The organism is Koromonas humicola, assembly GCF_059726255.1.
The window spans coordinates 548,485-573,779 of sequence record NZ_AP040873.1 but is presented as its reverse complement, the minus strand read 5'-3'; the positions used below and the strand labels follow the sequence as shown (position 1 = coordinate 573,779).

Sequence of the window (25,295 nt, the reverse complement as noted above, 5' to 3'; positions counted from 1 at the left end):
TCGGTCATTTCGTAAGAACCAAGGGGAGACCATGAAACGCTTTGCATGGGCGGCGGTTGTGCTCGCGATATTGCTGGGGAGCTGCGGAACTGGGAGCTCTAATAGGAGTTCCAACAGCGTGAGCGGCAACTGGACAGCTACGCTGACGGGCAACAAGAATTCGCCTTCATTTGCCTTCACGCTATCGATGTTCCAGAACAGCGACAACTCGGTTTCGGTAACGAACCTGAACTTTACGACGGACTCGCCGTGCTTCCCTCCGGGAACAACGACAGCGAGTGGCGGATTCACCCTGAGCGGGACTTTCAGCGGGGTAACAAGCGGGAATCTGGCGCTGCTAGTGAAGTCGAGTTCCAGCACAAACAGCGTGCTCAACATGACCGGCACCGTCAACAACAACACGGTGACAGGCTCGTGGACGCTGACAGGAACTGCTTCCGGGTGCGCTGGCTCGGGCAACTTCACGATGCAGCGGTGAGGACAGTTATCCACAAGAAGGGCATTGAATTCGTTGCCCACTGGCTCTTTACGAGACAGGGAAGCTGCCGTTACTATAGTTAAGAAGACGCCGACGTAGCTCAGCTGGTAGAGCAGTCGATTCGTAATCGACAGGTCATCGGTTCAAGTCCGATCGTCGGCTCCAGAAATCCTTTGTACAAAGCAAGTTGCCCACCGTCTCCGGTGGGCTTTGTTGTTCTACGGGAATTTGGGGCTTGGAGGATGGCGAGCATGCCCCAAGCCGGGCCTTAGAGCGACAACTTCTCCCAATCCGCATCTGAGGCGTCGCGAGCAATGGCGAGTCCGCCATCGGAGCCTGCAAAAACCGGATCTTGGACTAGGGAAATCTTCGCTTTGCCGAGTTCCGAGAGGGCGTTCTTCAGCGCCTCAGAAAGACCGTCGATCAACGAGGTTCCACCGGCGAGGGTGATGTTGTCGAGCACGCGCTGCTGATATTCGGGCTCGACTCGCGAGAGCAGCTCGCGAACGGTTTCGGCGATGGGAGCGACGATCGATTCGCAGGCAGCGCGCATGTCGTCGGTGATGTCGATCTCAACGGGCTTGCCTTCGGCTGAGGTCGTTACAAGGACACGGCGCTTGGGCTCACCAACAAAGCTGAACTTCTCCTTCCAGGAGCGCACGCTGTGGATGGAAAACTGCGCTTGAGGGTGATGTTCCTGCAATGCCTTGAACAGCCTCTGGTCGATGGAGTCTCCCGCGTTGGGAAGGGTGCGCTGATCGTCTTCGGTCGGATAGCGGCCCTGCATGACACAGATGTCCGCAGTGCCGGCACCTATGTCGATGACCATGGCATGCATGAGAGCTTCGGTGCCGTAGGCGACGGCGAAGGGTTCGGAGACCAGCATGACAGTATCGGCGATGCCGTCCATTGCGGCGCGAATGCGCAAGCGGCTCGCCTGCATGGCTTCCGCCGGGACGCCAACGACGGCACGCAGTTTGTAGGTGGTGCCGTTGTCTTTTGCTCCAAGCAGGGAGACCAGGTGGCGCAAGAGTTCACGGACAGCGTTTGCATCGCGTTCCGATACGTCTTTGATGACGCCGTTCTCAAGCGGACGGCGTAGGTCGAGCATGGAACGCTTTTCGAGCGCCTCGCGGCCGATGAGGACTTCCTTCTTCATTACTTTTCGGGCGACCATGTCTAGGGGCCAGCCGACATAGCTGTCCACGACATGGCGCTCGCCGTTGGAGGCCGAAATGGAACTTCGTGAAGTTCCCAAATCAATTCCTACACAAATCGTCTCTTCATGTTGTGCCATTAGGGGTACCGCCTCGCTTTCCGGAGTTGTTAAGGGTGTTTGCATAACCGGTGATTGCCTTGAAAAGTGCAGTTGCTATTTTTTCCTTGTATTGCTCGTCTTTCAGGAGTTTGTCGTCTTCATCGTTGGACAGAGATGAAACCTCGGCCAAGATGGCCGGCATCTGCGTCCCTACTAGGACGGCGAATGGGGCCATCTTGACTCCACGGTCGTCCAGCTTGGGATTGAGTGCCTTCAGGGACTTGTAAAGCTCGGCGTCAACACTTTTGGCGAGCGCCTGAGATTCGTTGCGACGCACATCCAAATAGACTTTTTCGAGAAGCTGGCGGTATTCGGATAAGGTGTATCCCGAGTCGCGGTTCTCTACTCCAGCGAGTTGCAGAACGTGCGGATCCTTGCTGGGGCCGACGTAGTAGGTCTCAAGTGGGTGAATCGAACGCGGTTGCATCCAGTTGATATGGATGGAAACAAAGAGATCGGCCTTGCGGGAGTTGGCGTATGTCACCCGATCGGCCAACGTGACCGTTTGGTCGTTCTCCCGGGTCAGAAGGACCTCGTAGGATGACTGCTTCATGAGCTGACGCAGGCGAAGCGCGATATCCAACGTGACATTTTTCTCAGCCAAGCCCGTTCTGGACATCGCTCCGGGTTGGTCTCCGCCATGGCCGGGGTCGATGACGATGCGCTTGACGGCAAGCGGGAGGACAGAGAGGGTCACATCGGCAGGCGGCGTCTGAGGTATGGACGGCTCGGGAATTGGCGGCTCAGCAGTTTGCGGGGCAACGACACGAAGGTTGGTGGTGAGTGGGACCTTTGCCGCAGCTGCGCTTACGGGATGGCTCGGCAATACCTTGCTCCTGAGAACGAGGAAAGAGGAAACGGCGAGCACGGCAGTGACCGTAATGGGTGGCGCCCAGCGAAGAAGTTGCCAGCGCAGGCGCTTGCGTCGCAGCTTGGCTGCCGGATTTTCGAGGTTGGTCTGGATCACCTCGCGGATCATCCGGTGCTTAACGTTTTCTTTGCTTCTCATGAACGTCAACTCTGCGCTGCGATACCTCAAATCGCGATCCAGAACGCCGAAATCTGCGGCCGAGTACAGAGCAATACCAAGAGAGGGGGTCCTCAGGAATTGGGCAGTTTGCCGAAATCACTCGCGACTACGTCACACTAATGAGTTTCCGGGTACAAACGTAGCGGTGGAATGACTTAGGAGAACTGCGAATTCGCCTCAGCGGAAGAGCCAGCCGGACCTCGCGCCTCCAGACGCACCATCTGAGGAGGAACTGCAACGCCACAAGATCGTGTGGATCTGAGTGTGAATTAGGGCAGGGCTCGCTCTCAGAAATGTCTTCATTCTGGTGCAATTCCTTCACCTTCAACAATTTCCCTTGCATTCAAATGTCGTGCTGGCCATAATGGCTACGAACGGCGAGCTAACGTGACCCATTTCGAACGAACGGATCTACTTAGGATTCTTCGAATCACGGCGCGGCAACTCAGCGGGTGGCAGCGAGCCGGCTTGGTTGCTGAAGGCGACCGTTTCTCGTTTTTTGACCTCCTACAAATAAAAAAGGTTCGCGACCTGAGGGCTAAACGCGTAAAGAGCGCGACGATACTGGCTTCCCTACAGGCAATGCAGGCGCGTGTCTCGGGAATGGAGAATCCATTTTTGGAGGCTGGGTCGTTCTCGATTGGCTCGCGGGTGGCTTTCCGGACCGAAGGCAAGACGCTGGATCCGATCAATGGCCAGTTCATCATGGACTTCGGTGACTCGGGGCAGGTTCTGGAAGCTACGGCAACTCCTGCGCGCCAGGAACCGCCGCAAGGCCAGACGCTGGCAGAGCTCTTCGCCCGAGGAGTGGCGCTGGAAGAAGATCCGGCGACCGCGGACGAGGCGATCGAGTACTACAAGAGGGTCCTGCAACTCGACCCGAAGTACGCTGCTGCGCACATTAACCTGGGTACGATTTACTACAACCACTCGGAATATGCGCTGGCTGAGGCTCACTACAGGCGGGCTATCGAGAGCGATCCGAAGTATGCGCTGGCGTACTTCAATCTTGGCAACGTGCTGGACGAGACCCAGCGTATGGCCGAGGCGATTCTGGCGTACAAGACCGCAGTCCAACTGGCTCCGACGTATGCCGACGCGCACTACAATCTGGCGCTGGCCTATGAGCGCTCGGGGCAGCCTCGGCGGTCAATCAAGCACTGGCGAGCCTATCTGAATCTGGACATGCAAGGGCCGTGGGCAGTGCACGCTCGCGCGCAGTACAAGAAACTTCTGGAAGCAGAAAAGCTGAAGATCGTTTATCGGCGAGCGTAGGGCTTTGAGTTCGTAAGCATGTTGCTCGGGGGCAGACAGGCCCAGAGTCGGAGACCAACTCTGGACACCTATCGAGGTTTCGATTGACTCGGCGCAAGCAAGTTGAGCTCGCAGTGGCGACTGGCATTGCATTGGCATTCTGGTTCTCCGGAATGCATTCGAAAGCAACCGCTGAGCTCGCCCACACTGAAGCCGGGATGTTTCGCCTCATGCCAGGCATCGTATTTGGCCTTCTTATCGGATTCTTCTTCGACAACGAACTCATAACATTTGTTGTTACGATCGCCGTGAACGTGTGGTTCTACTACTTCGTACTGCAGAGCATTAGCTGGATCTGGAGGAAGATGACGAAGGCTAAGATCTAAGAATCGCTCCATTTAGAGTCACCTGGGGTGACACGAACAAATTCATTCCCTTCCCGCAAGTTGCGCGACCTGCTAGAAACTGACTACAATCGCCCGTTCCTCATCTCCCTCATGCGAGGACTCTCTTCCAATGACAACAGCTACAGGGCGTGAAAAAGGGCCACAACCGTTGCTTGTACTCTCCGAAGACGAGCAGCTTTTCCGTGACAACATTCGGCGATTTGCCGAAGAGTCCGTGCGTCCTCTCGTGAGCGAGATGGATGAGCGCGGAGTAATGGACCATTCGCTGGTCGAGCAATTCCATCAGCTTGGACTAATGGGCATCGAGATTCCCGAAGAGTATGGCGGCGGAGCGGGAACGTTCTTCGAGGCCATTCTCGCAGTCGAAGAACTGTCGAGGGTTGATCCTTCGGTGGGCGTGCTGGTGGACGTGCAGAACACGTTGGTGAACAACGCCCTGCTGCGCTGGTGCAATGAGGCTCAGAAGAAGAAGTACCTTCCGAAGATGGTGAACGAGTGGGTGGGGTCCTATGCGTTGAGCGAGGCGGGCAGCGGCTCAGATGCATTTGCGTTGCAGACTCGCGCGGAAGACAAGGGCGACCACTGGCTGCTGAATGGTCAGAAGTTGTGGATCACGAATGGCAAGGAATCGAATCTGTTCATCATCATCGCGACGGTCGATCCTTCGGCCGGATACAAAGGGATCACGGCGTTCATCGTCGAGAAGGACTTCCCCGGCTTTGCGGTGGGCAAGAAGGAAAACAAGCTCGGCATTCGCGCTTCGAGCACGACGGAGCTGATCATGACCGACTGCCGCGTGCCGAAAGAGAATCTGCTGGGCGAAGTGGGCAAGGGTTATAAGGTGGCGATTGAGACACTGAACGAAGGACGAATTGGAATTGGCGCGCAGATGCTCGGTCTGGCTCAAGGCGCGTGGGAAGCAGCGGCGAAGTATGCGAAAGAGCGCAAGCAGTTTGGACAATCGCTCGCGAGCTTCCAAGGGATTCAGTTCCAGTTAGCGCAGATGGCGACCGAGATCACGGCAGTCAGGTTGATGGTCTATAACTGCGCGCGGATGAAGGATGCTGGAGTTCCGTTCCTGAAAGAAGCCGCGATGACGAAGTTGTATGCATCGCAGGTGGCGGAGCGTGTGGCTTCACAAGCGGTGGAAGTTTTCGGCGGAGTGGGATTTACGAAGGAGTATCCGGCTGAGAAGTTCTTCCGCGATTCGAAGATTGGCAGCATCTACGAAGGCACATCGAATATGCAGTTGATGACCATCGCAAAGCTGGCGATGGACGCGAGATAGAGTCGAGTCGCTGGAGCCGAGGCGCCGGGTGTAACCTAAAATGTTGAGGTTTCATGCAAGCATTTGAAGGTTCCGACGAATTCTCCAGCGACGAAACTGCCGACGCAGTAGTGGCTGCCGGCGAGTCTACGACAGCTAGTCCCTCGCTGGGCACGGCTACAGAACAAAGCGATACACGCGCGGTAATTGCCGTCACGCTGGCGGGAATTGCCGCGTTTTTTAACCTCTACGCGACTCAGCCAATCCTGCCGTTACTGGAAGCACTATTTAACGCTTCGAAAACGCAAGTGGGACGGACGGTTTCGGCAGCAACGCTGGGAGTGGCGCTGAGCGCACCTTTCTGCGGAGCATTGGCCGAGCGCGCAGGACGCAGGAAGGTGATCGTCATCTCGATTTTCCTGCTTGCGATACCTACGATCATGGCGGCAACGGCGGGAAGCTTGTCCGTGCTGGTCTTCTGGCGATTTCTGCAAGGCGCGCTGATGCCGGGTGTGTTCGGTGTAACGATTGCCTACATTGGCGAGGAATGGCCACGACATCGCATTGCGCAGGTGACGTCGATTTATGTGAGTGGCACTGTAGCAGGCGGCTTCTTTGGACGAATTCTGACGGGCGTGGCGGCAACTCATCAACTCATTCCATTTATGGCTCCAAGCTGGCGAAATGGGTTCGCGATCATTGGGACATTTGACCTTATATTCGGAATCCTGCTGTGGCGATGGCTGCCAAAGGATACTCCGCTGGCGCAGACAGTGAAAACGGACCTGTCGACGTTCACGCGGCATCTGCGGAATCCGCAGTTGATGGCGACCTACGCTGTGGGATTCAATGTGCTGTTTACTTTGGTCGCGACCTTCACTTACATCACGTTCTATTTGGCAGCACCGCCATTTGGACTGACTCCAGCAGCTTTGAGCGCGCTGTTCATGGTGTACCTGGTAGGACTGCTGGTGACGCCATTCGGAGGCGTGTGGATTAGTAGAGTCGGTTCGCGTGCGGCTCTGATATTTTCGGTATTGGCGGGAGTTTGCGGCGTGCTGCTGACGCTGGTGCCGCATATGCTGGTGATTCTGTTGGGTCTGGTGATGCTGTCGTCGGGCGTGTTCATTTGCCAATCGGCTTCGACCAGCTATATTCAGCGCGAGGCGAAGTCGGGCGGTCGCGCCTCGGCATCGGGTCTCTACGTGATGTTCTATTACATCGGCGGTTCGGTGGCTGGAGTGCTGCCGGGAATGCTGTGGCGCTATGGGCAATGGAAGGCTTGCGTAGCGCTGATCGTGCTGGTGCAGTTGATCACCGTTGCAATTGCGGGAACGATTTGGAAAGGCAAAGAAGCAGCATAGTCCCATGAAGAAACTCGTCCTTGCAGTCATCGTTCTTCTTTTGTCGGCAACGGCGTGGGCACAGGACCTGACGGTTGCGGCAGCGTCGGACTTGTCCTCCGTGTTTCCTGAGATCGCTTCTCGATTTGAAAAACAGACTGGCAAGCGGGTGAGGGTGAACTATGGCTCGTCGGGACAATACATGCTGCAGATTGAGAACGGCGCGCCAATGGATGTCTTCTTCTCCGCAGATGTGCAGTTTCCGCAGCGATTGCAGGCGCAGAGATTGACGGTACCGAATTCGATCTACAAGTACGCGATCGGGAGGCTGGTGCTGTATGTGCCGAATCACTCTCCGCTGAATTTGCAACAAGGCACACGGGCGCTGCTGGCTCCGCAGATTGCAAGGATCGCGGTGGCTAATCCGCAGCATGCTCCTTATGGGCGCGCCGCGGCTGAGGCTCTGAAACGCGAAGGACTGTACGACCAACTGCGAGGCAAGTTTGTGGTGGGCGAGAACATTTCGCAGACGGCGCAGTTTGTGCAATCGGGAAATGCCGATGCAGGACTGATCGCGCTTTCGCTGGCGCTGAGCCCTGCCATGAAGAATGCCGGTAGGTGGGTTGAGGTTCCGGCGTCGGATTATGCGCCTCTGGAGCAGGCTGCGGTGATTCTGAAGAATGCACGGGACAAAGGTACGGCAGCGCAGTTCATGGAATTCGTGCGCAAGCCGGAGATTGTGAAGTTGATGGCGCAGTATGGATTTGTGCAGGCGAGGTAAGGGGCTGAGAGCGGAGGAACGGTGGAGAGGGTAGGGGTCCTTCGCTTTGCTCAGGATGACACCAAGATCAAGATCAAGATCAAGATCAAGAGCAAGAGCAAGAGCAAGAGCAAGAGCAAAGGCAAGACCAAGAACAAAGGCAACAGCAAACGAAGAATCTTTAGAGCGCGCCGCGCGCGATCTTTATTAGATCCCACATGCGCTCGCCAAAAGAGGCGAGCGTATATGGGGCACCCGCGGCGCTTGGGGTTGCTCAGGGATCGACCTTGCTGCTCCCACACGACGAAGGCGTTTCAGCAAGGTAAAGCCGTGGGGGATTCGAAGCTGATTGACATAAGAGGCGAGTTTCGCTAAGGTTTTGGGAGAGTTATGCACACCACTCGATTTAGCTTCGGCTTTTTTGCTTACCGCGGATTTACGTCGCGGTCGGGCATGAGGGTGTGCGCTTCGAATAGACAACTCTAGACTTCGCACACAATCTTCATCCCAGGCCGCGATTCAAAAATCGCGGCCTTTGTGTTTTTGGGGAAAGTACGTGATCGAGAACAAAGGAGAGAGCGTCGTGAACCAGGAATTAAGCCAGAAGCGAACTGCAATTGACCATCTTGATATGGAGCTGCTGAAGCTGATCAACCGCCGAGCGCAGGCAGTGGCGGAAATTGCGCAACTGAAAAAGAGCAATAATCTTCCGGTGTCCGATGAGGCACGGGAAGCCGCGGTGCTGAATTCCGTGGTGGAGCGGAATGCAGGGCCGCTGAATGCGGCGAGTGTGAAACGCATCTTCGGATCGATTTTGGCCGAGAGCCGACGGCTGCAGTATCACCTGGGGGCCAACGCACAATGCACGAAATAGCGGACGGAGCGAGAGTTGCGTTTCAGGGAGAACCGGGAGCATTCAGCCAGATTGCGGCGCGAAAACTGCTGGGCGAGCGGGTGAAGACAGTTCCCTGCCCCACGTTTGAATCGTTGTTCGAATCGATTGGCTATGGACGAGCCGACCTGATTTTGGCTCCGCTGGAGAACACGCTGGCTGGACCGGTACTGCGCTGCTACGACCTGCTGTACCAAGGATCGACCGAGGATTCGCTGAGAATGATCGGCGAGGTGGTGCTAAGGATTGGGCACTGCGTGATTGGATTTCCGGGGTCGAAGCTGGAAGAGATCAAGGTGATTCAATCGCATCCGGTGGCGCTCGCGCAATGCGAGAGATTCTTTGCCGAGCATTCGGCGATTGCCAAACGGATTGCTGATGACACGGCTGGCAGCGTGCGGCAGATTCTTGAAAAGGGCGATAAAGCAGAAGCGGCGATTGCCAGCGAATATGCGGCTCGCGAGTACGGCGGTCAGATCCTGGCCGCGGCGGTCGAAGACGATCCGAACAACTACACGAGATTTGGTCTGCTGAAGCCGATGACTGAGGTAGCGCTCGATGGCGAGGCGGATGCCACGGCGCTGGTGGTGACGATTGCGAATCGGCCAGGCGCGCTGTTTCATTCACTCGAGCCATTTGCGAAAAACAACGTGGACCTGATGAGCCTGGTGAGCCGTCCTCTGGTGGGGACGCCATGGCACTATCGATTTTTTATGGAAGTGGCCGCGGCAGAGCAGGATGAGCGCATGCAGAAAGCTTTGGCCGAACTGGCGCCGAAGACAGTGGAGTTGCGCGTGCTTGGAACATATCGGTCGGGCAAATGACTGCTCGCGAGGCGGGCAGAGTGGCCGATATAATGAGGGGCAATGACTGCTCCTGCTGCTACGCTTGTGAGCGCTGAAAAACAGCGCCTGATGTCGCTTGACGTCTTTCGGGGATTCACGATCCTGCTGATGATTGTGGTCAACAACAGCGGCGGAGGATCGTTCAGCCAACTGCTGCACTCGGAATGGAATGGCTGGACGATGACCGACCTGGTCTTCCCGTTCTTCCTGTTCATTACTGGCGTATCTCTGACGTTTTCGTTTGCATCGCGAACGGCGGGAGATGAGTCGCGGTGGAAGCTGCTGCCGCACATTCTGCGACGCTCGGCGATCATCTTCTGCATTGGACTGCTAATCAACGCATTTCCTTACTACCATCTTGCGACGTGGCGCTTTGCAGGTGTGCTACAGCGAATTGCGATCTGCTATGCGGTGGGAGCGGTGCTTTATCTGTGGACCGGAACAAGAACGCGATGGGCTGTGATTGGCGGTCTGCTGATTGGCTACTGGATGCTGATGCGTTATGTGCCGGTGCCGGGGTTCGGCGTGCCGGGAGTAGATATTCCGCTGCTCGATCCGGATCGAAACATTGTGGCGTGGCTTGACCGCAAAGTGATGTGGGGACACCTGTATGAGAAAGTGCGCGATCCGGAAGGGATTCTGAGCACGTTTCCGGCGATAGCGAACACACTGTTCGGAATCGCGGTGGGAGAGTGGATTCGCGGCTTGTGTGGAAAATCCGAAATGCTGTTGCGGCGACTGGTGGCGGTGGGTGTTGCGTGCTTTGTGGCCGGTGAAGTTTGGGGACGGTGGTTCCCGGTTAACAAAAAGCTGTGGACGAGTTCTTATGTCCTGGTGACGGTGGGTCTTGCAATGGTGGCACTAGCTGTCTGCTACTGGCTTGTGGATGTGAGCAAGCATCGCGGACGCTGGACGATGGTGCCCGTTGTATTTGGAACGAACTGCATTTTTGCTTACTCGTTCTCGGAGTTTGTGGCAATTGCGTTCGTGGCGTTCAAATTCCACGTGGGTGGAAAGTTGATGGGGTTTAAAGAACTCATCAGCACGTATTCATTCGACAACATTCCATCGGTGCCGTGGGCGGCGCTCGGGTATGCGTTGTTCTTTACGGCGTTTTGTTGGCTCGCGACGTGGATGCTGTATCGGAAGAGGATCTTTCTGAAGGTGTAAGGATGTTCGGTCGGGATTGCCTGCAATTCAGATCAGAAACAAGATCAAGACCAAAGTCAACATCAAGATCAGAACCTCTGGGAGCGCTTCGCGCTTTCTTTGTTAGATCCCACATGCGCTTGCCAAAAGAGGCAAGCGTATATGGGGCACCCGCGGTGCTCCGCGATGCGAAGACTTGCAGACTTGGCTGCCGCGCAATGTTTAGGGCTTGCCGCGGAAGCCTTCGCGGTCAGGAGTGAGGCGCAGGGCGCGGGGGAAGAAGCGGCGACGGAAGCGGTTGTAGAGCTGTAGGGTGAAGTTATACCACTGCCACTGAAGGGCGCAGGGCCTACGTCCGGGGTGAAGATTCAATCCGAAGTTGCTGCACATGAGCGCCCTCCAAGGATGGGTATTGTACTGCTTCTTCCGTTCACCTTCGCTCGTGCAATTTGTTAATCATTGAAGCAAAGTCTGCGCACCCACCTCTGCCAAGTTCGGCAGAGATGGGCTGCAACTCGCTCTGTTACTCCCAACTCAGCTCACCTTGTGCATAGGGACGAAGCCCTGACGCCGCAGTTCTCCGGGCGCAGTCTCGTCAACGTAGCACCAGACCCAGCTTTCTCCAGGCTCGATGGAGCGGATGAGGGGATGATGCAATTCGTGGTAGTGCATCGTGGCATGCCGGTTCTTCGACGAATCACAGCAGCCTACGTGTCCGCACTCAAGGCAGAGACGAAGATGCACCCAGTCGTCTCCCATCTTGACGCATTCTTCGCAGACATCCTTGTCGGTAGTGGTCACTTTGATCTGGTCGAGGTGTGAACATTGCTTGTACAAGGCGCTTCTCCTGCATGGAGAGATGCTTCGGCGGGCGACGGTGACACTGTTTTTCTTACGCACTTTCTCAGCAATGATTCGCGACTGAGATCAGGGATGGGGCAGTCCGGCAGCGACAGGCGGGCGGTATCTGAGGTATCCGAGACCAACTTTCATGTTGTGGGTGACGGTGTATGGGATGGTGATCGCGACACAGACTCCGAAAATAACGTGGGCCACGCCGAGTGTATAGAGGCTCCTGTAACGCAGAAAGAGCAGGCAGGAAGCCAAGCCCCAGATGAGCGTCACCAGAGTAAGAATCGGGCTTGGAAGGTGAGCGAAGGTGAAGAGTCCGGACGCGGCGAGCACGGCTGATTTGCGATAGGGCAGAAGTCGGAGAAATCGAAGCAGGAAGAAGTCGAGCAAGAGGAATTCCTGCAGAAAACCCCAAATCGCGTAGCCCCAGAAGCGTTTGAAGAGCAACGTGGGCGGATATAGGATGTGGGCGGTGCGATACTTCCCTGCCAAGGCAACGGCAATGGCTGCAAGGCCGATGGCGAGGACTACGACCCAGAGAGAACGTACGAGGGCGCGACCGCTCAACCCCATCTCGTGAAGCCCTTCGAATGAGAAGCAGGTGACGATGACGATCCAGGCGAGCGCGACGAAGAAGAACATGCGCTGCCACGGCTGGGGAGTCCAGATGACGAGCAGGATCAGGCTGTAGCCGATGGTGAGTTCGATGAGGTCGCGCCAGCGAGCCCGGGAAATCGTATTGGCCGATACAGCTTGAGTACTCATTGTTCTGTGCTCGTCTGGGGAATACTCGCCCCAAGTGCGATGAGCGCGCGGACAACATTGGTTTGCTAGAGCGGGTTTACTAGAGCAGTGAGTCGTGGTTCAGGAGGACAGTGTCTTTCCAGAGAAGGCAGGAAGCATCGATTGCAGAAAGGGGGCGCGAGAAGAAGAATCCCTGAATGAGATCGCAACCGAGACTGCGCAGGAACTCGAGCTGATTAGCGTTTTCGACACCCTCGGCGACAGTCTGCAATCCGAGGCGATGTGCGAGGGAGATGATGGCTTCGACGATGCAGCGCGTGCCGTCAGGTTCGAGCATACGGGCGACGAACGAGCGATCGATCTTGAGCACATGAAGCGGGAGCTGATGCAAGTAGCTGAGGCACGAATAGCCAGTGCCGAAGTCATCGACTGAGAGACGGACACCGGTACGGGCCATGTTGGCGATCTGCTCTGCCGAATCGCGGACCGAGGTCATGAGAACTCCCTCGGTGAGTTCGAGTTCGAGCAGATCGGCACGAACTCCGGAGGTATGAAGAGCGCGGGCCACGGTTTCCGCAAAGTCTCCACGGGCGAGTTGGAGAGGCGACACATTGATGGCAATGCGAATGGGGCGGAGCCCCTTGTCCTGCCACTCAGCGAGCTGTCGGCAAACTTCCTGCAAAACCCATTCGCCAATGGGGAGTATGAGCCCACTTTCCTCGGCCATAGGAATGAAGCGACTGGGCGGAACCAAGCCGAGTTTCGGATGCTGGAATCGTAGCAAGGCTTCAAAGGCAACGAGCCGATGGTCACAGGTGAATTGCGGTTGAAAGTTGAGCGAGAAGCCCCCCTGCTCGATTGCCCTGCGCAGATGAAACTCGATCTCGATGCGGTTGCGGTCTTCAATTGAATCCTGATCGGAGTAGCACTGGTAGAGATTGCGCCCCTGCGCCTTGGCACGATACATGGCGCGATCGGCGTTGCGCTGCAGGGTGTCGATGTCATGGCCATCTCGCGGATATACAGCAATGCCAATGCTAGCCGTGCCGTAAAGCGTGTGGTTCTCGACAGTAAAGGGATCGCGTAGAGCATTCGTGAGGGCCTCGGCGACACGGTTTGCCTCGCGGACGTCGTGCATGTCGGGAAGGATGAGAGTGAACTCGTCGCCTCCGGTGCGAGCAAGAGTGTCACTGGCACGAACACGGGCCTGAAGGCGAACGCTGATCTGCTTGAGGAATAAGTCTCCGGCGTCATGCCCTAGCGTGTCGTTAACGTCCTTGAATCGGTCGAGGTCGATCGACATATAGCCGACTTGGGTATGGTTGCGTTCGGCACGAGCAACCGCCTGCTTGACGCGGTCGGCAAGGAGAAGACGATTGGGCAATCCGGTGAGAGCGTCGTGGTAGCCCTGATGAAGCAAGCGCTCCCAACCCATTCTGTGCTCGACAGCAAGGGAGCTGAGGCGGGCGGCTTCGGAAAGAACCCAGCTCTGCTCGGGATTCAGCGGAGCCATGATGGGATGGTTGAGAACTACGGTCCCGAGTAGTTCGTTTGCGGCAGAAATCATGGGTGCGGCCCACGTGCCTGCGTAATCGTATTCGCCAACGATGCGACGGAGCGAGTCTTCCCAGTTCTTCAACTCGGTCGACCCCTTGCGCTCGGTGGCCTGATAGATTCGGCTGCAAGGCATGGCGTTCATGGCGTAATGAACGGCTTCAGGAAGTCGCGGAGAAGCGATCACACGAAAGCTCTCGATATCGCAGACGAGAATCGAGCATGCGAATCCCGGCAACCGCTCCTCTACGGCAGAGACAAGAACACGGGCAACATCCTCATCGGGCTTGTTGCGAGCGATCATCTCGAGAATCTCGTTGCGGTTGCGGAGAAAGCGATCTGCAGCATCGCGGTCGGAGATGTCGTTGAGCGTGACAGCGGCACCCACTGCTTTTCCGTCGCGGAGAATCGGCGAGGACGACCACTCGACCGGAGTGGGAGGACCACTCCATCGCGAAATGCGACCTCGAACCTGGTTGAACATGGCAGTGGGTCGCAGGATGAATTCCGAGACAGCTCGGACAGACGACTCATCGTCGTCGGCGCGTAATTTCTCCTGTATCCATACCTGCGTGATGCGGTCGTCATGAATGTCGAGCACGCCCGTAGCAGCAGTGTTGGCAAACGTCACGAGGCCGTTTTCGTTGATTTCGCAGATGCCGTGGTCAGTGGAGTTGACCAACTGCATCATGCGTTGAGCACTGAGACGCGCTTCACCGAGTTCGACAGCAACGCCACTGAGCGCAAGGAAGACGAGCGCAATCGTCGCGGCGCAGGAATCAATGATTGCAGCCATGGCCGCACTAGTTGGAAATCGGGGAACAAGATGAAAGCACAGGAGGATGAAGCAGAACGTTTCGTGCGCGATAGCGAACAACAGAACGCTGGAGATTACGCCCCGCGCCCAGCGGTGAAAGTCATTCTGCTTCCAGAAAGCCGCGAAGATGGTACCCAGCACCAAGAGCGATACGAAGCTGCGAGCAATGGCAAGCTGGTCGGCCGAGTTACCTAATATGGCGACAAAGATGAAGCCGGGTAGGACGCACCCAGCCATAACGGAGCGCGCTGGCCGTTGCATTCGAAGGTGTGCGAGCAATCCACAAGCTACGCATGCCATCTGCACGCAGACGCAGATCAGAATGACGGACTGAACGCGACAAGAAAGAGGTCCAGCAGAGAACCACTCGAGCAGCGACACTACGAGCCCGGCGGCTGAGGCAAATAGCCACCATCGTAGGTACGCAACTCCGGGAAGCTGCACCATCAGGCACAAAAAGAGGGCGACAGCAAATCCGGTGATCCACAACTGGAAAATCGAATTCATAGCAATCCAATGTTGCAGGCGTGTCCGGCATCACTGCATTACTTCGAGCGGCGGGGGAGGGTACAGAACTATACAGGGTGCCACTGTACACCTAGGCTTGGACGGAAGAGCTTGGAAAGGCTTGCGAAGTGGTTACTTCGGTAATCCACAAGAGTGGGTAAAAAAGGCAATTTTGTGAGGGCTCCGTTGCAAACGAGTGCTGGAGCCCGGTTTCCGCCAGGTTACTTCAGAGGAGCCGAAGCAGAGGCGACGCACTGCCATTTGCCGTCTTTCTTGACCCAGGTATCGGCCCAGCGCTCGCGAGCATCGATCTTCTTGCCGCTGGCGTCCACTCCTTTGCCGGTCCAGGTACCGGTTATGACAGCAAAGTCGCCATGCGGGGTAACCTGCATATCGCTGAGCTGGCTGATTTCAAACTTAGCTTTCCGCGTGCGCTCAATGATGTCGGACTTGTTGTGCATGGAGCCATCGGCGTCGACGTCGACGAAATCATCCGCGATCATAGGTTGGAGGGAGTCGGCATCGTTGGCGAGTGCCGCCTTCGCCCATTGGTTCTCCATATCCTTGAGTTGCTGTTCAACATTGGAGCCGGAGCGGGTAGCAGTGTCGGCCTTGGAAGCCATTGCCGGATCCTGAGCGAAGACCATGCTGCCCATAAACAAAGTGGTGGCCGCAATTGCAGTAAAGAGCTTCATACGATTCTCCTGAGGTGATCTGGCAGGACACAATTGACAGCCCTGCATTTCTCAACGCACTCAGAATGGGAGTGGCAGGCCGGAGTTGCCCTGAATTCGCCTGTTCAGGTCGGGTTTTGTGAAGCAGAGTAGTTAGAAGGCTAGGGAGAGCTGGGTCAAGCCTTCGACGGCGGGAGTTGCCGTCACATTCCTGAAGTGATATCGCTCACTGCGCACTTATGTCAGACGACATACAGTTTCGCGCGGTGCGGCAGCCAGATAGAGTTCCAGAGACCGGCACTGCATCCCCGACCGAGGCGAACATGGCGATTCTTGACGCTGAAACGCTCCAACCCGTTCGACAATACACAACTGAGGAACTCAAAAATAAAGCGGCGCTGATGCGTGGCTACAACCTGGCAGCGCTGTACTGCGCGGGCTCCGGCCATTCAGGCGGTACGCTCTCGATTATGGACATCACTGCAGCACTGTATCTGCAAGTCGCCAATCACATGCCGGAAAACCCGAGCTGGGAAGATCGCGACCGGATCATCTGGTCGGCGGGACATAAGGCTCCAGCGCTTTACGTGGGATTGGCGTTTGCGGGCTACTGCAAGAAACACGACTTGGCGCTGCTGAGAAAGCTTTCGTCGCCACTGCAAGGGCATCCGCACTGGCTGAAGATGAAAGGCATCGAGATTTCGAGTGGCTCGCTGGGACAAGGATTGAGCGTTGCAGTAGGTAACGCGCTGGCAGCTCGCCTGGATCGCAGGAACTACACCGTGTTCTGCATTATGGGCGATGGCGAGCAGCAGGAAGGCCAGATATGGGAAGCCGCGATGGAAGCGGCACATTACAAGCTGGACAACGTGGTCGCGATTCTCGACAAGAACGGGCTACAGATCGATGGGAAAGTCTCAGATGTGATGGAGATAGATCCGATCGAGAAGAAGTACGCAGCTTTTGGCTGGGAGGTCGTGCGCATCAACGGCCACGACATGGAGCAGGTGGTAAAGGCTTTGACAGAGGCGAAGCAGAGCCGAAATGGCAAGCCGAAGGTGATCATCGCCGACACGATCAAGGGCAAAGGCGTCAGCTTCATGGAAAACGTGGCTGGATGGCATGGCAAGAGTCCGAACCGCGATGAACTGATGAAGGCTCTTGAAGAGCTAGGCGTGCATGACAAGGTGGACGTCGAGGCTATGGAGGCGTACGCAGCCGAGTATCAGCAGGGAGTGGAGCGGAAGCTGACGGCGAAGATGCCGAAGTTCGGAGCGAGCTATTGGTGGAATTCGCAGCCGAATATGAAAGTTGCGATGGAGCCCACGCGTAAAGGATTTGGGCAAGCGTTGGCCAAGAACGGCGATGATGAACGCGTGGTCGCGCTCGGACTGGACATCTCAGGATCAATCACCATCAGCGAGTTCTACGCGGGACATCCGGAACGTAAAGCGCGCTGGCTCAGCATGGGCATTGCAGAGCAATCGGCAACGGCAGTAGCAGCGGGACTGGCGAAGGAAGGCAAGCTGCCTGTATTTGGAACCTACGGAACGTTTGCAGCGGCACGCAACCTGGATCAGGTACGAGTGTCGGTCTGCTACGGCAATCTGAACGTGTTTATCGCCGGAGCGCATGGCGGGGTGAGTGTGGGCCCAGATGGTGCAACGCATCAAGCGCTGGAAGACCTGTTTGCGATGTGCGGACTGCCAAACATGAGCGTGGTGGTTCCGGCTGACTCTGTCGAGACGAGAAAAGCGACGGAGTACCTGTTGCTCCAGCACAAGGGACCGAAGTACATCCGCTTTGCACGTGAGGCGACACCGGTAATTTCGGACGCGGCAACTCCGTTTGTGTTTGGCAAGGCGAATGTCATTCGCTTCCGCAACGAGAAAGAGAATTTTGCTGATGCGTTTGAGACCTGCCTAGCCGAGGATTACGAGAACGAGCACGAGGATCTAACGATTGTCGCGTGTGGGCCAATGGTGCCGGAAGCGATGCGGGCGGCCTGGATTCTGAATCGCGATTATGGCTACCAGACTCGAATCCTGAACATGCACACGCTGAAGCCCATCGACCGCGATGCAGTGCTGACAGCAGCGCGCGAGACCGGAGTGCTGATCACGGCTGAAGAGCATCAGATTGGTGCCCTGGGTTGGCGCGTTGCGGGGATTGTGCTGGAAGAGCCAACGCTATCTCATCAGTCGGTGGTGACCGGATACATTGGCGTACAAGATAGGTTTGGAGATTCCGGTGCGCCTTGGGAGTTAGTGAAGGAGTTTGAGGTTTCGGCCGAACACATTGCGCAAAAAGCTCTGGAGCTGATTTCGGCGCGGACTCATTCCTACGATGACATGACAGTCAAAAAATAAAAACATGATGGTGTGGACGCGCGTCGGTTCGCCGGCGCGCTTTTTTATGCGCCGAAACTGCGGTGAGTAGTTTGGTGGTTATTGCAAATTGGGATGTGGCAAGTTCGAGGTGGTAGGCATCTTACTTGCTGCCATGAAAGACCATGCACATTTCGATTCCTATGTTGAGCCGTGGCTGATGAGACGTGAGCCACGATTGCAAAGGTATCTTCCCAAGCTCGCGGACTTTCGCGACTGGGTGCTGACAGAGGTCGATGCACAGGCAAACTACACGGATCAATATGCGCCTCCTGCGTTGGAAAAGTATGACCGAAGTGGCGCGTTGGTGAATCGCGTCGTTGTGAATCCCGTGTACGAGGAGCAGCACCAGGAAGCATACAGGCGAGGTGCGGTGGGGCTGACGTATTCGGAGGGGGCTCCGCATCTGCTGAGTTTTGCGATGGGGTATCTGCTGTCGCAGGCTGATATAAGCCTGCATTGTCCGGTGACGCTGACGGGAGCCGTGGCTTATGTGCTTGGGTATCATGCGACGCCAGAAGTGCGCGACAGGTATCTTCACGCGGTTACGCGCCTGGACGGGCACACCGCAACGGGTGGGACGTGGGCAACGGAGCTACACGGCGGCAGCGATGTAGGAGCTACTACGACGACGGCCACTCGATCAGGAGACAAGTTTTCGCTGCATGGATTGAAGTGGTTCACGAGCAATGCAAACAGCGGACTGGCACTGGCCACGGCTCGTCCGATGGGTGCAGAGACAGGAACGGCTGGGCTTGGGCTGTATCTCATACCGAGTCATCTCGAAGATGGACGCCCGAACCGCTACGAGATTCGGCGCTTGAAAGAGAAGCTCGGCACCAAGGGGCTGCCCACAGGAGAGATTGAACTCCGAGGAGCGGAGGCGGTAGAAGTGGCAGGCCCGCCAAACGGGTTTCGACTGATGATGGCGGCTCTGGAGTACAGTCGCGTACACAACGCCGTAGGCGCGGCAGGTGTAGAGCGGCGAGCCCTGAGAGAAGCCGTGCAGTGGGCACGATCGCGAAAAGCATTCGGCCATGCGCTGGTTGAGTATCCGATGGTGCTGGATGACCTGCTCGGAATGCGAGCGAGATTCGAGGCAGGCGCGGCGATGGCCTTCGAAGCTGCGCTGGCTTTTGATAGCGCGCTGGCGAATGATTCGGAAAGTGCGAAGACGTGGTTGAGATTGGTGACAGCGCTGGCGAAGTATCTGACGGCAGAGGATGCGATTCGAGCGACTCGCGGTGCACTGGAGTTGATTGGAAGCAATGCGTACACGGCAGATTTTCCCGTGGCGCGTATCCATCGTGACGCGCAGGTGCTGACAGTATGGGAAGGTCCGGCGAATATTCAAGCGCTGGAACTCTTGCGGCTGTTGTCACCGAAATATGCCGGGCTGGCTCTCTATGAGCAGCGCGTACACGAGGTGATAGACGCACTTCCGGCGCAAATGGCGGAACTGAGACAAGCCTTGAGCACAAGGATGGGCGAAGACCGGACGATGGTCGGGTTAGTGATGGCGAGTCAGGAAAATGCTCAGCGATATGCGCGGAGACTGTTGGACAGTCTGAGTCACACAATGGCCCTGGCTCTTTTATGCCACAGAGCGGCGGAGGCGCTGTCCGCAGGAGATGAGCGGCGATGGATGATAGCGATTCGCTATATGGAAGATACAGATCCACCGAAGCTCGGCGCAGAAGACGAGCGCGTGCGCAAAATGGGAGTGCATCTGCTGGAGGATGAGACGGAGGCCAGGCACAGTTCAACTTCGGGCAGTGACTAGCAATCCACTCTCAGACAAAGCGGCGCGTGACGGGCGAATGCGGCCCGGAAGAATCTGGGTTCCCGCATAGCCGCGCAATGCTTCATGCAGGTGATCGCAGTCGGTGATGATGGCCCGTTTGCCTCCGGCGCGAATGAAGCGAATGACAGCCTCGATCTTCGGGCCCATGTTGCCGGGAGGAAACTGACCGAGATCACGGAGAGACTCGAGTTCTTCAACGTGGATGCTTTCAATGGCTCGCGAGTTCGGCGTCTGGTAATCGATGCAAACCCGCTCGACGTCTGTAGTAATGAGGAACAGATCGCATCCGAGTTGAGTCGCGAGCAACGAAGAGGCGAGGTCTTTGTCGATGACGGCCTCGACACCTCGCAGACCTTGCGGAGTGCGAATGACCGGTATGCCGCCGCCTCCAGCGGCAACAACCAGCGCGCCTGATGCGACCAGGCGGCGAAGAGTTTCGATTTCGACAATCTCAACTGGATCGGGCGACGGGACCACGCGGCGATAGCCTCGCTGGCGGTCGCGGACCATGTGCCATCCAAGCTGAGCACTTCGAGAACGCGCCTCCTCCTCGGTGTAGAAGGTACCGATAGGTTTGGTGGGATGATTGAAGGCGGGATCGTCGCGGCGAACGACGGTCTGAGTGATGACACTTGCGACGGGGATGTTGAGTCCGGAGGAGGCAAGCGCGTTCTCTAGCGACTGAAGAAGTTCATAGCCGATTTCACCTTGCGTTGCAGCATCGCAAAGGTCCAGCGACTGCGGATAGGCGCGGTCGGAAGCAATTTCGGAGCGGAGCAATGCGGCTCCGACTTGAGGGCCGTTGCCGTGCGTGATCACCAGGCGGAGACCGTCTCGCAGGAGGTCGACGACGGCTGAGGCGGTGCGACGCAGATTTTCTGCTGTCTGCGAGGCCTCGCCGCGCTCGTCTTCGCGGATGAGCGAGTTGCCTCCAATAGCGATCAACGCACTCTCGGTCATTGCTCCGCTCCTTGGTCACTGCGCCGAGGTCAACATGGCATCATGACGAGCCATGCGTTCGGGCAGGTTGTACATGGTTTCGAGCAGCACCGCTTTTTGCGTGTGCAAGCGGTTCTCTGCCTGCTGGAAGACGAACGAGTTTGGTGAATCAATGACATCGTCGGTGACTTCTTCTCCACGATGCGCGGGCAAACAATGCAGGAACATTGCATCGGGCTGCGCAAGGCGGAAGAGTTGAAGGTTCACCTGGAAATTGCTGAAGTCGCGTTTGCGGTCAGCGGCCTCTTCCTGCTGGCCCATGCTGACCCAAACGTCGGTGTAGATCACATCAGCATCGGCAGCGGCTTCGCGGGCATCGTGCGTGAGAGTGCAGGAGAATCCAGTCTCGTGCGCCCACGAGTTAGCCCAGCGATAAGCAGAAACATCGGGCTCGTAGCCCGGCGGTGTGGCGATGAAAATTCTCGCTCCGAGAAGGGCTCCGGCAAACAGAAGTGAGTGCGCTACGTTGTTGCCGTCTCCGATGTAGGCGATCTTGAGATCGCGAACACGCCCCTTGATCTCCATGATCGTGAAATAGTCGGCAAGGGCCTGGCACGGATGACTGTAATCGCTGAGTCCATTGATCACAGGGATGTATGCGTGTTGCGCAAGTTCCTCGACCCGGCGGTGATCGAAGGTGCGTACCATGATGGCGTCCACCATGTTCTCGAGATTCTTGGCAACGTCGTGCACGCTCTCGCGCTGGCCAAGGCGCACCTCTTCTGGACCAAGATAGAGCGCGTGGCCGCCGAGTTCGTGCATTGCAATGTCAAAGGTGACGCGCGTGCGAAGCGAGGGCTTCTCGAACAGCATGGCTAATGTCTTGCCTCGAAGCATCTCGGCATAGGACGTGGGCGACTCCTTGATATGACTCGCCGACTGCAACAGATGCTTTATGTCGGCGGGTTTGAGATCGCGAATGGAAATAAGGTCGTTCACACGATAGCCACCTCCAAGGCCGCGGATTGGTGAGCACGAGTGAAGTCTTCGAGAATTTCGGAAAGGTTAGGACGAGTTACTTCTGCCAGTTCGTAGCCGACACGAACTGAAGGTTTTCCGATGCGAATGACACGCGCCAGATCAATAGGCGTGGCGATGACGACTACATCGCATGGTGTGCGTTCGATGGTCTCCTGCAGCTCAAGGCGCTGAGTCTCGCTGTAGCCCATTGCGGGGAGAACGGCGCTGAGATGCGGATACTTAGCAAAGGTCTGGCGGATGGAACCGACGGCGTGAGGCCGAGGATCAACTACCTGCGCGACTCCGCAGTTTCGGGCGCAAATCACTCCGGCACCATAAGCCATACCACCGTGCGTGAGCGTTGGTCCGTCTTCAATGACTAGAGCGCGCTTGCCATGAAGAAGTTCAGGCTTGGAAACGCTGACGGTGCAAGCTGCTTCCACCACTTTCGCCGACGGGTTATAGAAGCGGCAGTTTTCGCGAAGCTGACGCACCTCAAACTGATTTGCGCTATCAACCTTGTTGATGATGAGGACCGACGCAGTGCGGAAATTCACTTCGCCGGGATAGTAGCTGAGTTCGTGCCCCACACGATGCGCATCGAGGACAACGATTTCGAGATCGCTGCGGTAGAACGATGTGTCGTTGTTTCCGCCATCCCAAAGGATGATGTCGCCATCGCACTCGGCGCTGCGCAGAATCCGTTCGTAATCGACTCCGGCATAGACCGTCGTGCCTTGGGCAATGTGCGGCTCGTACTCCTCTCGCTCCTCGATCGTGCACTGATGAAATTCGAGATCCTTCATGCGAGTGAAACGCTGGCAGGCCTGGCGTGCCAGATCGCCATAAGGCATCGGATGGCGAATAACCACCGGCGTCCATCCCTGTTCGCGCAAAAGCTTTGCAACCCGACGTGTGGCTGGACTCTTTCCGCATCCGGTACGAACGGCACAGACGGAGATCACGGGGCGAGTGGATTGGAGTTGTGTACGTTCTTTGGAGGCGAGAACAAAGTTCGCTCCGGCGGCGACTACACGTGAGGCAAGGTGCATGACATTGAGGTGCGAAATATCACTGTAGGAGAACACGGCCTCATCGATTTGCTCGCGCTTGATGAGCTCTTCCAGTTCTGATTCCTCAACAATGTCGATGCCATTCGGGTAGAGGTTCCCGGCGAGTTCGGGAGGATACTTCCTGCCTGCAATGTCGGGAATTTGCGTGGCGGTGAAGGCGACAACTCTGACTTCTGGATCGTCGCGATAAAGAACGTTGAAGTTGTGAAAGTCGCGTCCAGCAGCACCAAGAATGAGCAGTTTCTTCATACCGTTTCAGCGGATTCGACCCGAATCCTGCCTCCTGTAGGAGGAGAGATTGTTCCCAGAAATAAAGGGCGGCGGTGAGCGGCGTCACAGGCATGGGTGCGAATTCAGACCGAGAAACGGTGATGGTTTGCAAGCAGCACAGGCGGACGAGCCGACGGAATGTATCAATATGCATGCGAATGTATATTCAGCTCGAAGTTGCATGCATATACCAATCGGACTTGAATATTTTTCGAACTAGAAACTTGTGTGGGGTGCGGCAGGTGAAAGAAAATTACTTTTTCGCGTTTCCCGGTTTGGAACGACAGCTAAGAATTGTATGCTGTGTTCGCCGCCCGATAATCCATTGAAAACAGGCGTGCCTGGTCAGTTCGCAACACCAGAGTTGGCACCGTGAGCGTATTTGCGGTGATGACGGTCACTGCCACTTTTTGGGGTTGGTCTAGACTCGACGATGGGAATTCTCTCCGAAAGGAGGTATCCCATGTCTAGTATTGCGCAAAGCCCGTCTGTCCTCTCACTCAAGAACATCCTTTTTGCGACAGATTTCTCGGCTTGCTCCGAACGGGCCTTCCCTTATCTTCGCGACATCGCTGAGCACTACGGTTCGACAATTCACGTCGTGAACGTGGTGCCACCCGAGCCAGTGCTTGAGGTCCAGCTGGACATGATTCCGGAACTGGAGAGCGATCGCGAAGCAGCCGAAAACTTGTTCAGAGCGATGCGGATCAGAAGAACGTTTGGCGAAGCGACCTGCACGTGGACCGTGCGCAAAGGAGACTTCTGGCTGGCGCTGAAAGGCATGATTGCGGAACGAAAGATCGATCTCATTGTGTTGGGCACCCATGGACGTCGTGGACTCTCGAAGCTGATGCTCGGATCGGCGGCGGAGAAAGTGTTTCGCCAGGCGCGATGCCCGGTGCTGACGGTTGGTCCTGAAGCAGCAGGCGCGAATGCGAAGGCGTTGACCAATGGAGTGATTTTGTTTGCAACAGATTTCTCTGAAGGGTCGGAAGAAGCGTTGCCGTATGCAGTGTCAATGGCGCAAAGGTACAAATGTCGGCTGATCGTGATGCACGCAGTACCGGTGCTACCAGGAATTGTGCCAGCAGACTTTAACTGTGGCGCGGCTACGATTCAGCTCTCGAAGGAATTTATCGAGGATGAGATTGCGATCGCGAAACGACGGCTCCACGATTTCGTTCCGCCCCGCGTGATGCATGAGTTGCAACCAGAAATGGTGGTGAGTTGTGGCGCGGCTGCGGAAGCGATTCTCGATGAGGCGAACAGGAAGAAGGCGAGCCTGATCGTGATGGGAGCGCATCGCGCTGATCAGGGCGAACTCGTGACGCACCTGCCGTGGGCGACAGCATCGGCCGTGGTGTGCAAGGCACATTGCCCGGTCTTAACAGTGAGAAGCTAGGCGAAGACGGAAGAACTGTACGGCCGTTCACCAGGAGCGGACATAACGCTGTTTGTTGTTTGTGTGTAGCCACTCCCAAATTGGGTGGACGAGACGTGGCGCTTTGTCACGCAGGTGACGACCGTGACGAGTACGTCACCTGCTACGAGCTACGCAGACTTGCGTTCCTTGATTTTCTCGTGAGCGGTTTGACCTTCTGGGCGATCGCGGACGACTTTCTCTTGACGTTCCTGCTCGGAAGGATCGTTGGTGACACCTACTTCCCTGCGCTGCGGCTTTTCGCTCTGCTGGTTCTCCGACTGATTTGCCATTCTGCTCTCCTGAAAGTTCCGTTCTAGGGGTGCGATTCGTCGACGCGCTGCGGCGTTGGCTTCAGCGTGAGCGGCAAGGCAGGAGCTTGAACCTGCGTTGAATTGCGGCGATCTCAGTTGAAAGCGCAATGAATTTCAGTGCGAAGGCATGAAGGAGCCGAAGAACTCGTCGCGAGCAAGCGCACGAAAACGAATATT

At 56.5% G+C, this 25,295-nt stretch carries 23 protein-coding genes and 1 tRNA gene; 13 read left to right on the top strand and 11 right to left on the bottom strand.

The annotated features are described in order from the left end of the window. Window positions 1–31: 31 nt before the first annotated feature. Together AC6IZD_RS02555 and AC6IZD_RS02550 are read left to right on the top strand one after the other, a co-directional pair. Window positions 32–478 (top strand): hypothetical protein, encoded by a 447-nt coding sequence (locus AC6IZD_RS02555; protein WP_497786112.1) that lies wholly within the window; start codon window positions 32–34, stop codon window positions 476–478. Window positions 479–567: 89 nt separating this feature from the next. After that, a tRNA-Thr gene (locus AC6IZD_RS02550) sits at window positions 568–643 on the top strand. Window positions 644–746: 103 nt separating this feature from the next. Here AC6IZD_RS02550 and AC6IZD_RS02545 read toward each other — a convergent pair. Both AC6IZD_RS02545 and AC6IZD_RS02540 read right to left on the bottom strand, forming a co-directional pair. Continuing rightward, window positions 747–1,775: a rod shape-determining protein gene (locus AC6IZD_RS02545; RefSeq protein WP_497786111.1), complete on the bottom strand. Its 1,029-nt coding sequence runs from the start codon at window positions 1,773–1,775 to the stop codon at window positions 747–749. Further along, window positions 1,762–2,805 (bottom strand): N-acetylmuramoyl-L-alanine amidase family protein, encoded by a 1,044-nt coding sequence (locus AC6IZD_RS02540; protein ID WP_497786110.1) that lies wholly within the window; start codon window positions 2,803–2,805, stop codon window positions 1,762–1,764. The genes AC6IZD_RS02545 and AC6IZD_RS02540 overlap by 14 nt, the downstream gene beginning before the upstream one ends. Window positions 2,806–3,213: 408 nt before the next feature. On the opposite strand from AC6IZD_RS02540, the gene AC6IZD_RS02535 reads away from it, so the two are divergent. From AC6IZD_RS02535 to AC6IZD_RS02500, 8 genes are all read left to right on the top strand, one after another. Next, the gene (locus AC6IZD_RS02535) at window positions 3,214–4,101 is read left to right on the top strand and encodes a tetratricopeptide repeat protein (protein ID WP_497786109.1); all 888 of its coding nucleotides are present in this window, start codon (window positions 3,214–3,216) and stop codon (window positions 4,099–4,101) included. 113 nt (window positions 4,102–4,214) lie between these two features. Continuing rightward, the gene (locus AC6IZD_RS02530; protein WP_497786108.1) at window positions 4,215–4,466 is read left to right on the top strand and encodes a hypothetical protein; all 252 of its coding nucleotides are present in this window, start codon (window positions 4,215–4,217) and stop codon (window positions 4,464–4,466) included. 130 nt (window positions 4,467–4,596) lie between these two features. Then, entirely contained in the window at window positions 4,597–5,775 is a 1,179-nt protein-coding gene (locus AC6IZD_RS02525; protein WP_497786107.1) for an acyl-CoA dehydrogenase, read from the top strand. A gap of 53 nt (window positions 5,776–5,828) precedes the next feature. Then, a complete protein-coding gene (locus tag AC6IZD_RS02520; protein WP_497786106.1) occupies window positions 5,829–7,118 on the top strand; it encodes an MFS transporter in 1,290 nt (429 codons plus the stop codon). Window positions 7,119–7,122: 4 nt separating this feature from the next. After that, window positions 7,123–7,878, top strand: a complete 756-nt coding sequence (gene modA, locus AC6IZD_RS02515; RefSeq protein ID WP_497786105.1) for a molybdate ABC transporter substrate-binding protein — start codon at window positions 7,123–7,125, stop codon at window positions 7,876–7,878. Between the two features lie 535 nt (window positions 7,879–8,413). Next, window positions 8,414–8,731, top strand: coding sequence for a chorismate mutase (locus AC6IZD_RS02510; protein WP_497786104.1), 318 nt, complete (start codon window positions 8,414–8,416; stop codon window positions 8,729–8,731). Then, window positions 8,719–9,573 carry a prephenate dehydratase gene (locus AC6IZD_RS02505; protein WP_497786103.1) on the top strand — a complete coding sequence of 285 codons (855 nt, stop codon included), beginning with the start codon at window positions 8,719–8,721 and terminating at the stop codon, window positions 9,571–9,573. Before AC6IZD_RS02510 ends, AC6IZD_RS02505 begins: the two co-directional genes overlap by 13 nt. Before the next feature lie 42 nt (window positions 9,574–9,615). Further along, window positions 9,616–10,764 carry an acyltransferase family protein gene (locus tag AC6IZD_RS02500; RefSeq protein ID WP_497786102.1) on the top strand — a complete coding sequence of 383 codons (1,149 nt, stop codon included), beginning with the start codon at window positions 9,616–9,618 and terminating at the stop codon, window positions 10,762–10,764. A gap of 201 nt (window positions 10,765–10,965) precedes the next feature. Here AC6IZD_RS02500 and AC6IZD_RS02495 read toward each other — a convergent pair whose 3' ends face one another. The 5 genes from AC6IZD_RS02495 to AC6IZD_RS02475 form a co-directional block, all read right to left on the bottom strand. After that, window positions 10,966–11,133, bottom strand: a complete 168-nt coding sequence (locus AC6IZD_RS02495) for a hypothetical protein (RefSeq protein ID WP_497786101.1) — start codon at window positions 11,131–11,133, stop codon at window positions 10,966–10,968. A gap of 144 nt (window positions 11,134–11,277) precedes the next feature. Then, the gene (locus tag AC6IZD_RS02490; protein ID WP_497786100.1) at window positions 11,278–11,580 is read right to left on the bottom strand and encodes a UBP-type zinc finger domain-containing protein; all 303 of its coding nucleotides are present in this window, start codon (window positions 11,578–11,580) and stop codon (window positions 11,278–11,280) included. A gap of 90 nt (window positions 11,581–11,670) precedes the next feature. Next, entirely contained in the window at window positions 11,671–12,360 is a 690-nt protein-coding gene (locus AC6IZD_RS02485; protein ID WP_497786099.1) for a CPBP family glutamic-type intramembrane protease, read from the bottom strand. 79 nt (window positions 12,361–12,439) lie between these two features. Further along, entirely contained in the window at window positions 12,440–15,217 is a 2,778-nt protein-coding gene (locus AC6IZD_RS02480) for a sensor domain-containing protein (protein WP_497786098.1), read from the bottom strand. A 221-nt stretch (window positions 15,218–15,438) separates the two neighbouring features. Continuing rightward, complete coding sequence (locus AC6IZD_RS02475; RefSeq protein ID WP_497786097.1) at window positions 15,439–15,912, bottom strand: nuclear transport factor 2 family protein; 474 nt, start codon at window positions 15,910–15,912, stop codon at window positions 15,439–15,441. Between the two features lie 302 nt (window positions 15,913–16,214). Here AC6IZD_RS02475 and AC6IZD_RS02470 point away from each other — a divergent pair, with 302 nt between their 5' ends. Both AC6IZD_RS02470 and AC6IZD_RS02465 read left to right on the top strand, forming a co-directional pair. Beyond that, on the top strand, window positions 16,215–18,260 hold the full coding sequence (locus AC6IZD_RS02470; protein ID WP_497786096.1) for a transketolase: 2,046 nt from the start codon (window positions 16,215–16,217) through the stop codon (window positions 18,258–18,260). A gap of 178 nt (window positions 18,261–18,438) precedes the next feature. Then, a complete protein-coding gene (locus AC6IZD_RS02465) occupies window positions 18,439–20,061 on the top strand; it encodes an acyl-CoA dehydrogenase family protein (protein WP_497786095.1) in 1,623 nt (540 codons plus the stop codon). On the opposite strand, the gene arcC is transcribed toward AC6IZD_RS02465, so the two are convergent. From arcC to AC6IZD_RS02450, 3 genes are read right to left on the bottom strand one after another with little or no spacing between them, the layout of a single operon-like run. After that, entirely contained in the window at window positions 20,041–21,042 is a 1,002-nt protein-coding gene (gene arcC / locus AC6IZD_RS02460; protein WP_497786094.1) for a carbamate kinase, read from the bottom strand. The genes AC6IZD_RS02465 and arcC overlap by 21 nt on opposite strands. A 15-nt stretch (window positions 21,043–21,057) precedes the next feature. Then, the gene (gene argF, locus AC6IZD_RS02455) at window positions 21,058–22,020 is read right to left on the bottom strand and encodes an ornithine carbamoyltransferase (RefSeq protein WP_497786093.1); all 963 of its coding nucleotides are present in this window, start codon (window positions 22,018–22,020) and stop codon (window positions 21,058–21,060) included. Then, a complete protein-coding gene (locus AC6IZD_RS02450) occupies window positions 22,017–23,363 on the bottom strand; it encodes a cyclic 2,3-diphosphoglycerate synthase (protein WP_497786092.1) in 1,347 nt (448 codons plus the stop codon). The genes argF and AC6IZD_RS02450 overlap by 4 nt, the downstream gene beginning before the upstream one ends. 484 nt (window positions 23,364–23,847) lie before the next feature. Between AC6IZD_RS02450 and AC6IZD_RS02445 the strand changes: the two genes are divergently transcribed. After that, window positions 23,848–24,786 (top strand): universal stress protein, encoded by a 939-nt coding sequence (locus AC6IZD_RS02445; protein WP_497786091.1) that lies wholly within the window; start codon window positions 23,848–23,850, stop codon window positions 24,784–24,786. A gap of 149 nt (window positions 24,787–24,935) precedes the next feature. Here AC6IZD_RS02445 and AC6IZD_RS02440 read toward each other — a convergent pair whose 3' ends face one another. Beyond that, window positions 24,936–25,097, bottom strand: coding sequence for a hypothetical protein (locus tag AC6IZD_RS02440; RefSeq protein ID WP_497786090.1), 162 nt, complete (start codon window positions 25,095–25,097; stop codon window positions 24,936–24,938). Window positions 25,098–25,295 lie beyond the last annotated feature (198 nt).

Excerpts from the sequence above, each read along its gene's own strand:
- modA (WP_497786105.1), top strand. The coding sequence starts at position 7,123 with ATGAAGAAACTCGTCCTTGCAGTCATCGTTCTTCTTTTGTCGGCAACG.
- AC6IZD_RS02545 (WP_497786111.1), bottom strand. The coding sequence starts at position 1,775 with ATGGCACAACATGAAGAGACGATTTGTGTAGGAATTGATTTGGGAACT.
- AC6IZD_RS02500 (WP_497786102.1), top strand. The coding sequence starts at position 9,616 with ATGACTGCTCCTGCTGCTACGCTTGTGAGCGCTGAAAAACAGCGCCTG.
- AC6IZD_RS02505 (WP_497786103.1), top strand. The coding sequence starts at position 8,719 with ATGCACGAAATAGCGGACGGAGCGAGAGTTGCGTTTCAGGGAGAACCG.
- AC6IZD_RS02480 (WP_497786098.1), bottom strand. The coding sequence starts at position 15,217 with ATGAATTCGATTTTCCAGTTGTGGATCACCGGATTTGCTGTCGCCCTC.
- AC6IZD_RS02450 (WP_497786092.1), bottom strand. The coding sequence starts at position 23,363 with ATGAAGAAACTGCTCATTCTTGGTGCTGCTGGACGCGACTTTCACAAC.
- AC6IZD_RS02445 (WP_497786091.1), top strand. The coding sequence starts at position 23,848 with ATGTCTAGTATTGCGCAAAGCCCGTCTGTCCTCTCACTCAAGAACATC.
- AC6IZD_RS02540 (WP_497786110.1), bottom strand. The coding sequence starts at position 2,805 with ATGAGAAGCAAAGAAAACGTTAAGCACCGGATGATCCGCGAGGTGATC.
- AC6IZD_RS02465 (WP_497786095.1), top strand. The coding sequence starts at position 18,439 with ATGAGACGTGAGCCACGATTGCAAAGGTATCTTCCCAAGCTCGCGGAC.
- AC6IZD_RS02475 (WP_497786097.1), bottom strand. The coding sequence starts at position 15,912 with ATGAAGCTCTTTACTGCAATTGCGGCCACCACTTTGTTTATGGGCAGC.
- AC6IZD_RS02495 (WP_497786101.1), bottom strand. The coding sequence starts at position 11,133 with ATGTGCAGCAACTTCGGATTGAATCTTCACCCCGGACGTAGGCCCTGC.
- AC6IZD_RS02470 (WP_497786096.1), top strand. The coding sequence starts at position 16,215 with ATGGCGATTCTTGACGCTGAAACGCTCCAACCCGTTCGACAATACACA.
- AC6IZD_RS02520 (WP_497786106.1), top strand. The coding sequence starts at position 5,829 with ATGCAAGCATTTGAAGGTTCCGACGAATTCTCCAGCGACGAAACTGCC.
- AC6IZD_RS02485 (WP_497786099.1), bottom strand. The coding sequence starts at position 12,360 with ATGAGTACTCAAGCTGTATCGGCCAATACGATTTCCCGGGCTCGCTGG.
- AC6IZD_RS02525 (WP_497786107.1), top strand. The coding sequence starts at position 4,597 with ATGACAACAGCTACAGGGCGTGAAAAAGGGCCACAACCGTTGCTTGTA.
- AC6IZD_RS02440 (WP_497786090.1), bottom strand. The coding sequence starts at position 25,097 with ATGGCAAATCAGTCGGAGAACCAGCAGAGCGAAAAGCCGCAGCGCAGG.
- AC6IZD_RS02555 (WP_497786112.1), top strand. The coding sequence starts at position 32 with ATGAAACGCTTTGCATGGGCGGCGGTTGTGCTCGCGATATTGCTGGGG.
- arcC (WP_497786094.1), bottom strand. The coding sequence starts at position 21,042 with ATGACCGAGAGTGCGTTGATCGCTATTGGAGGCAACTCGCTCATCCGC.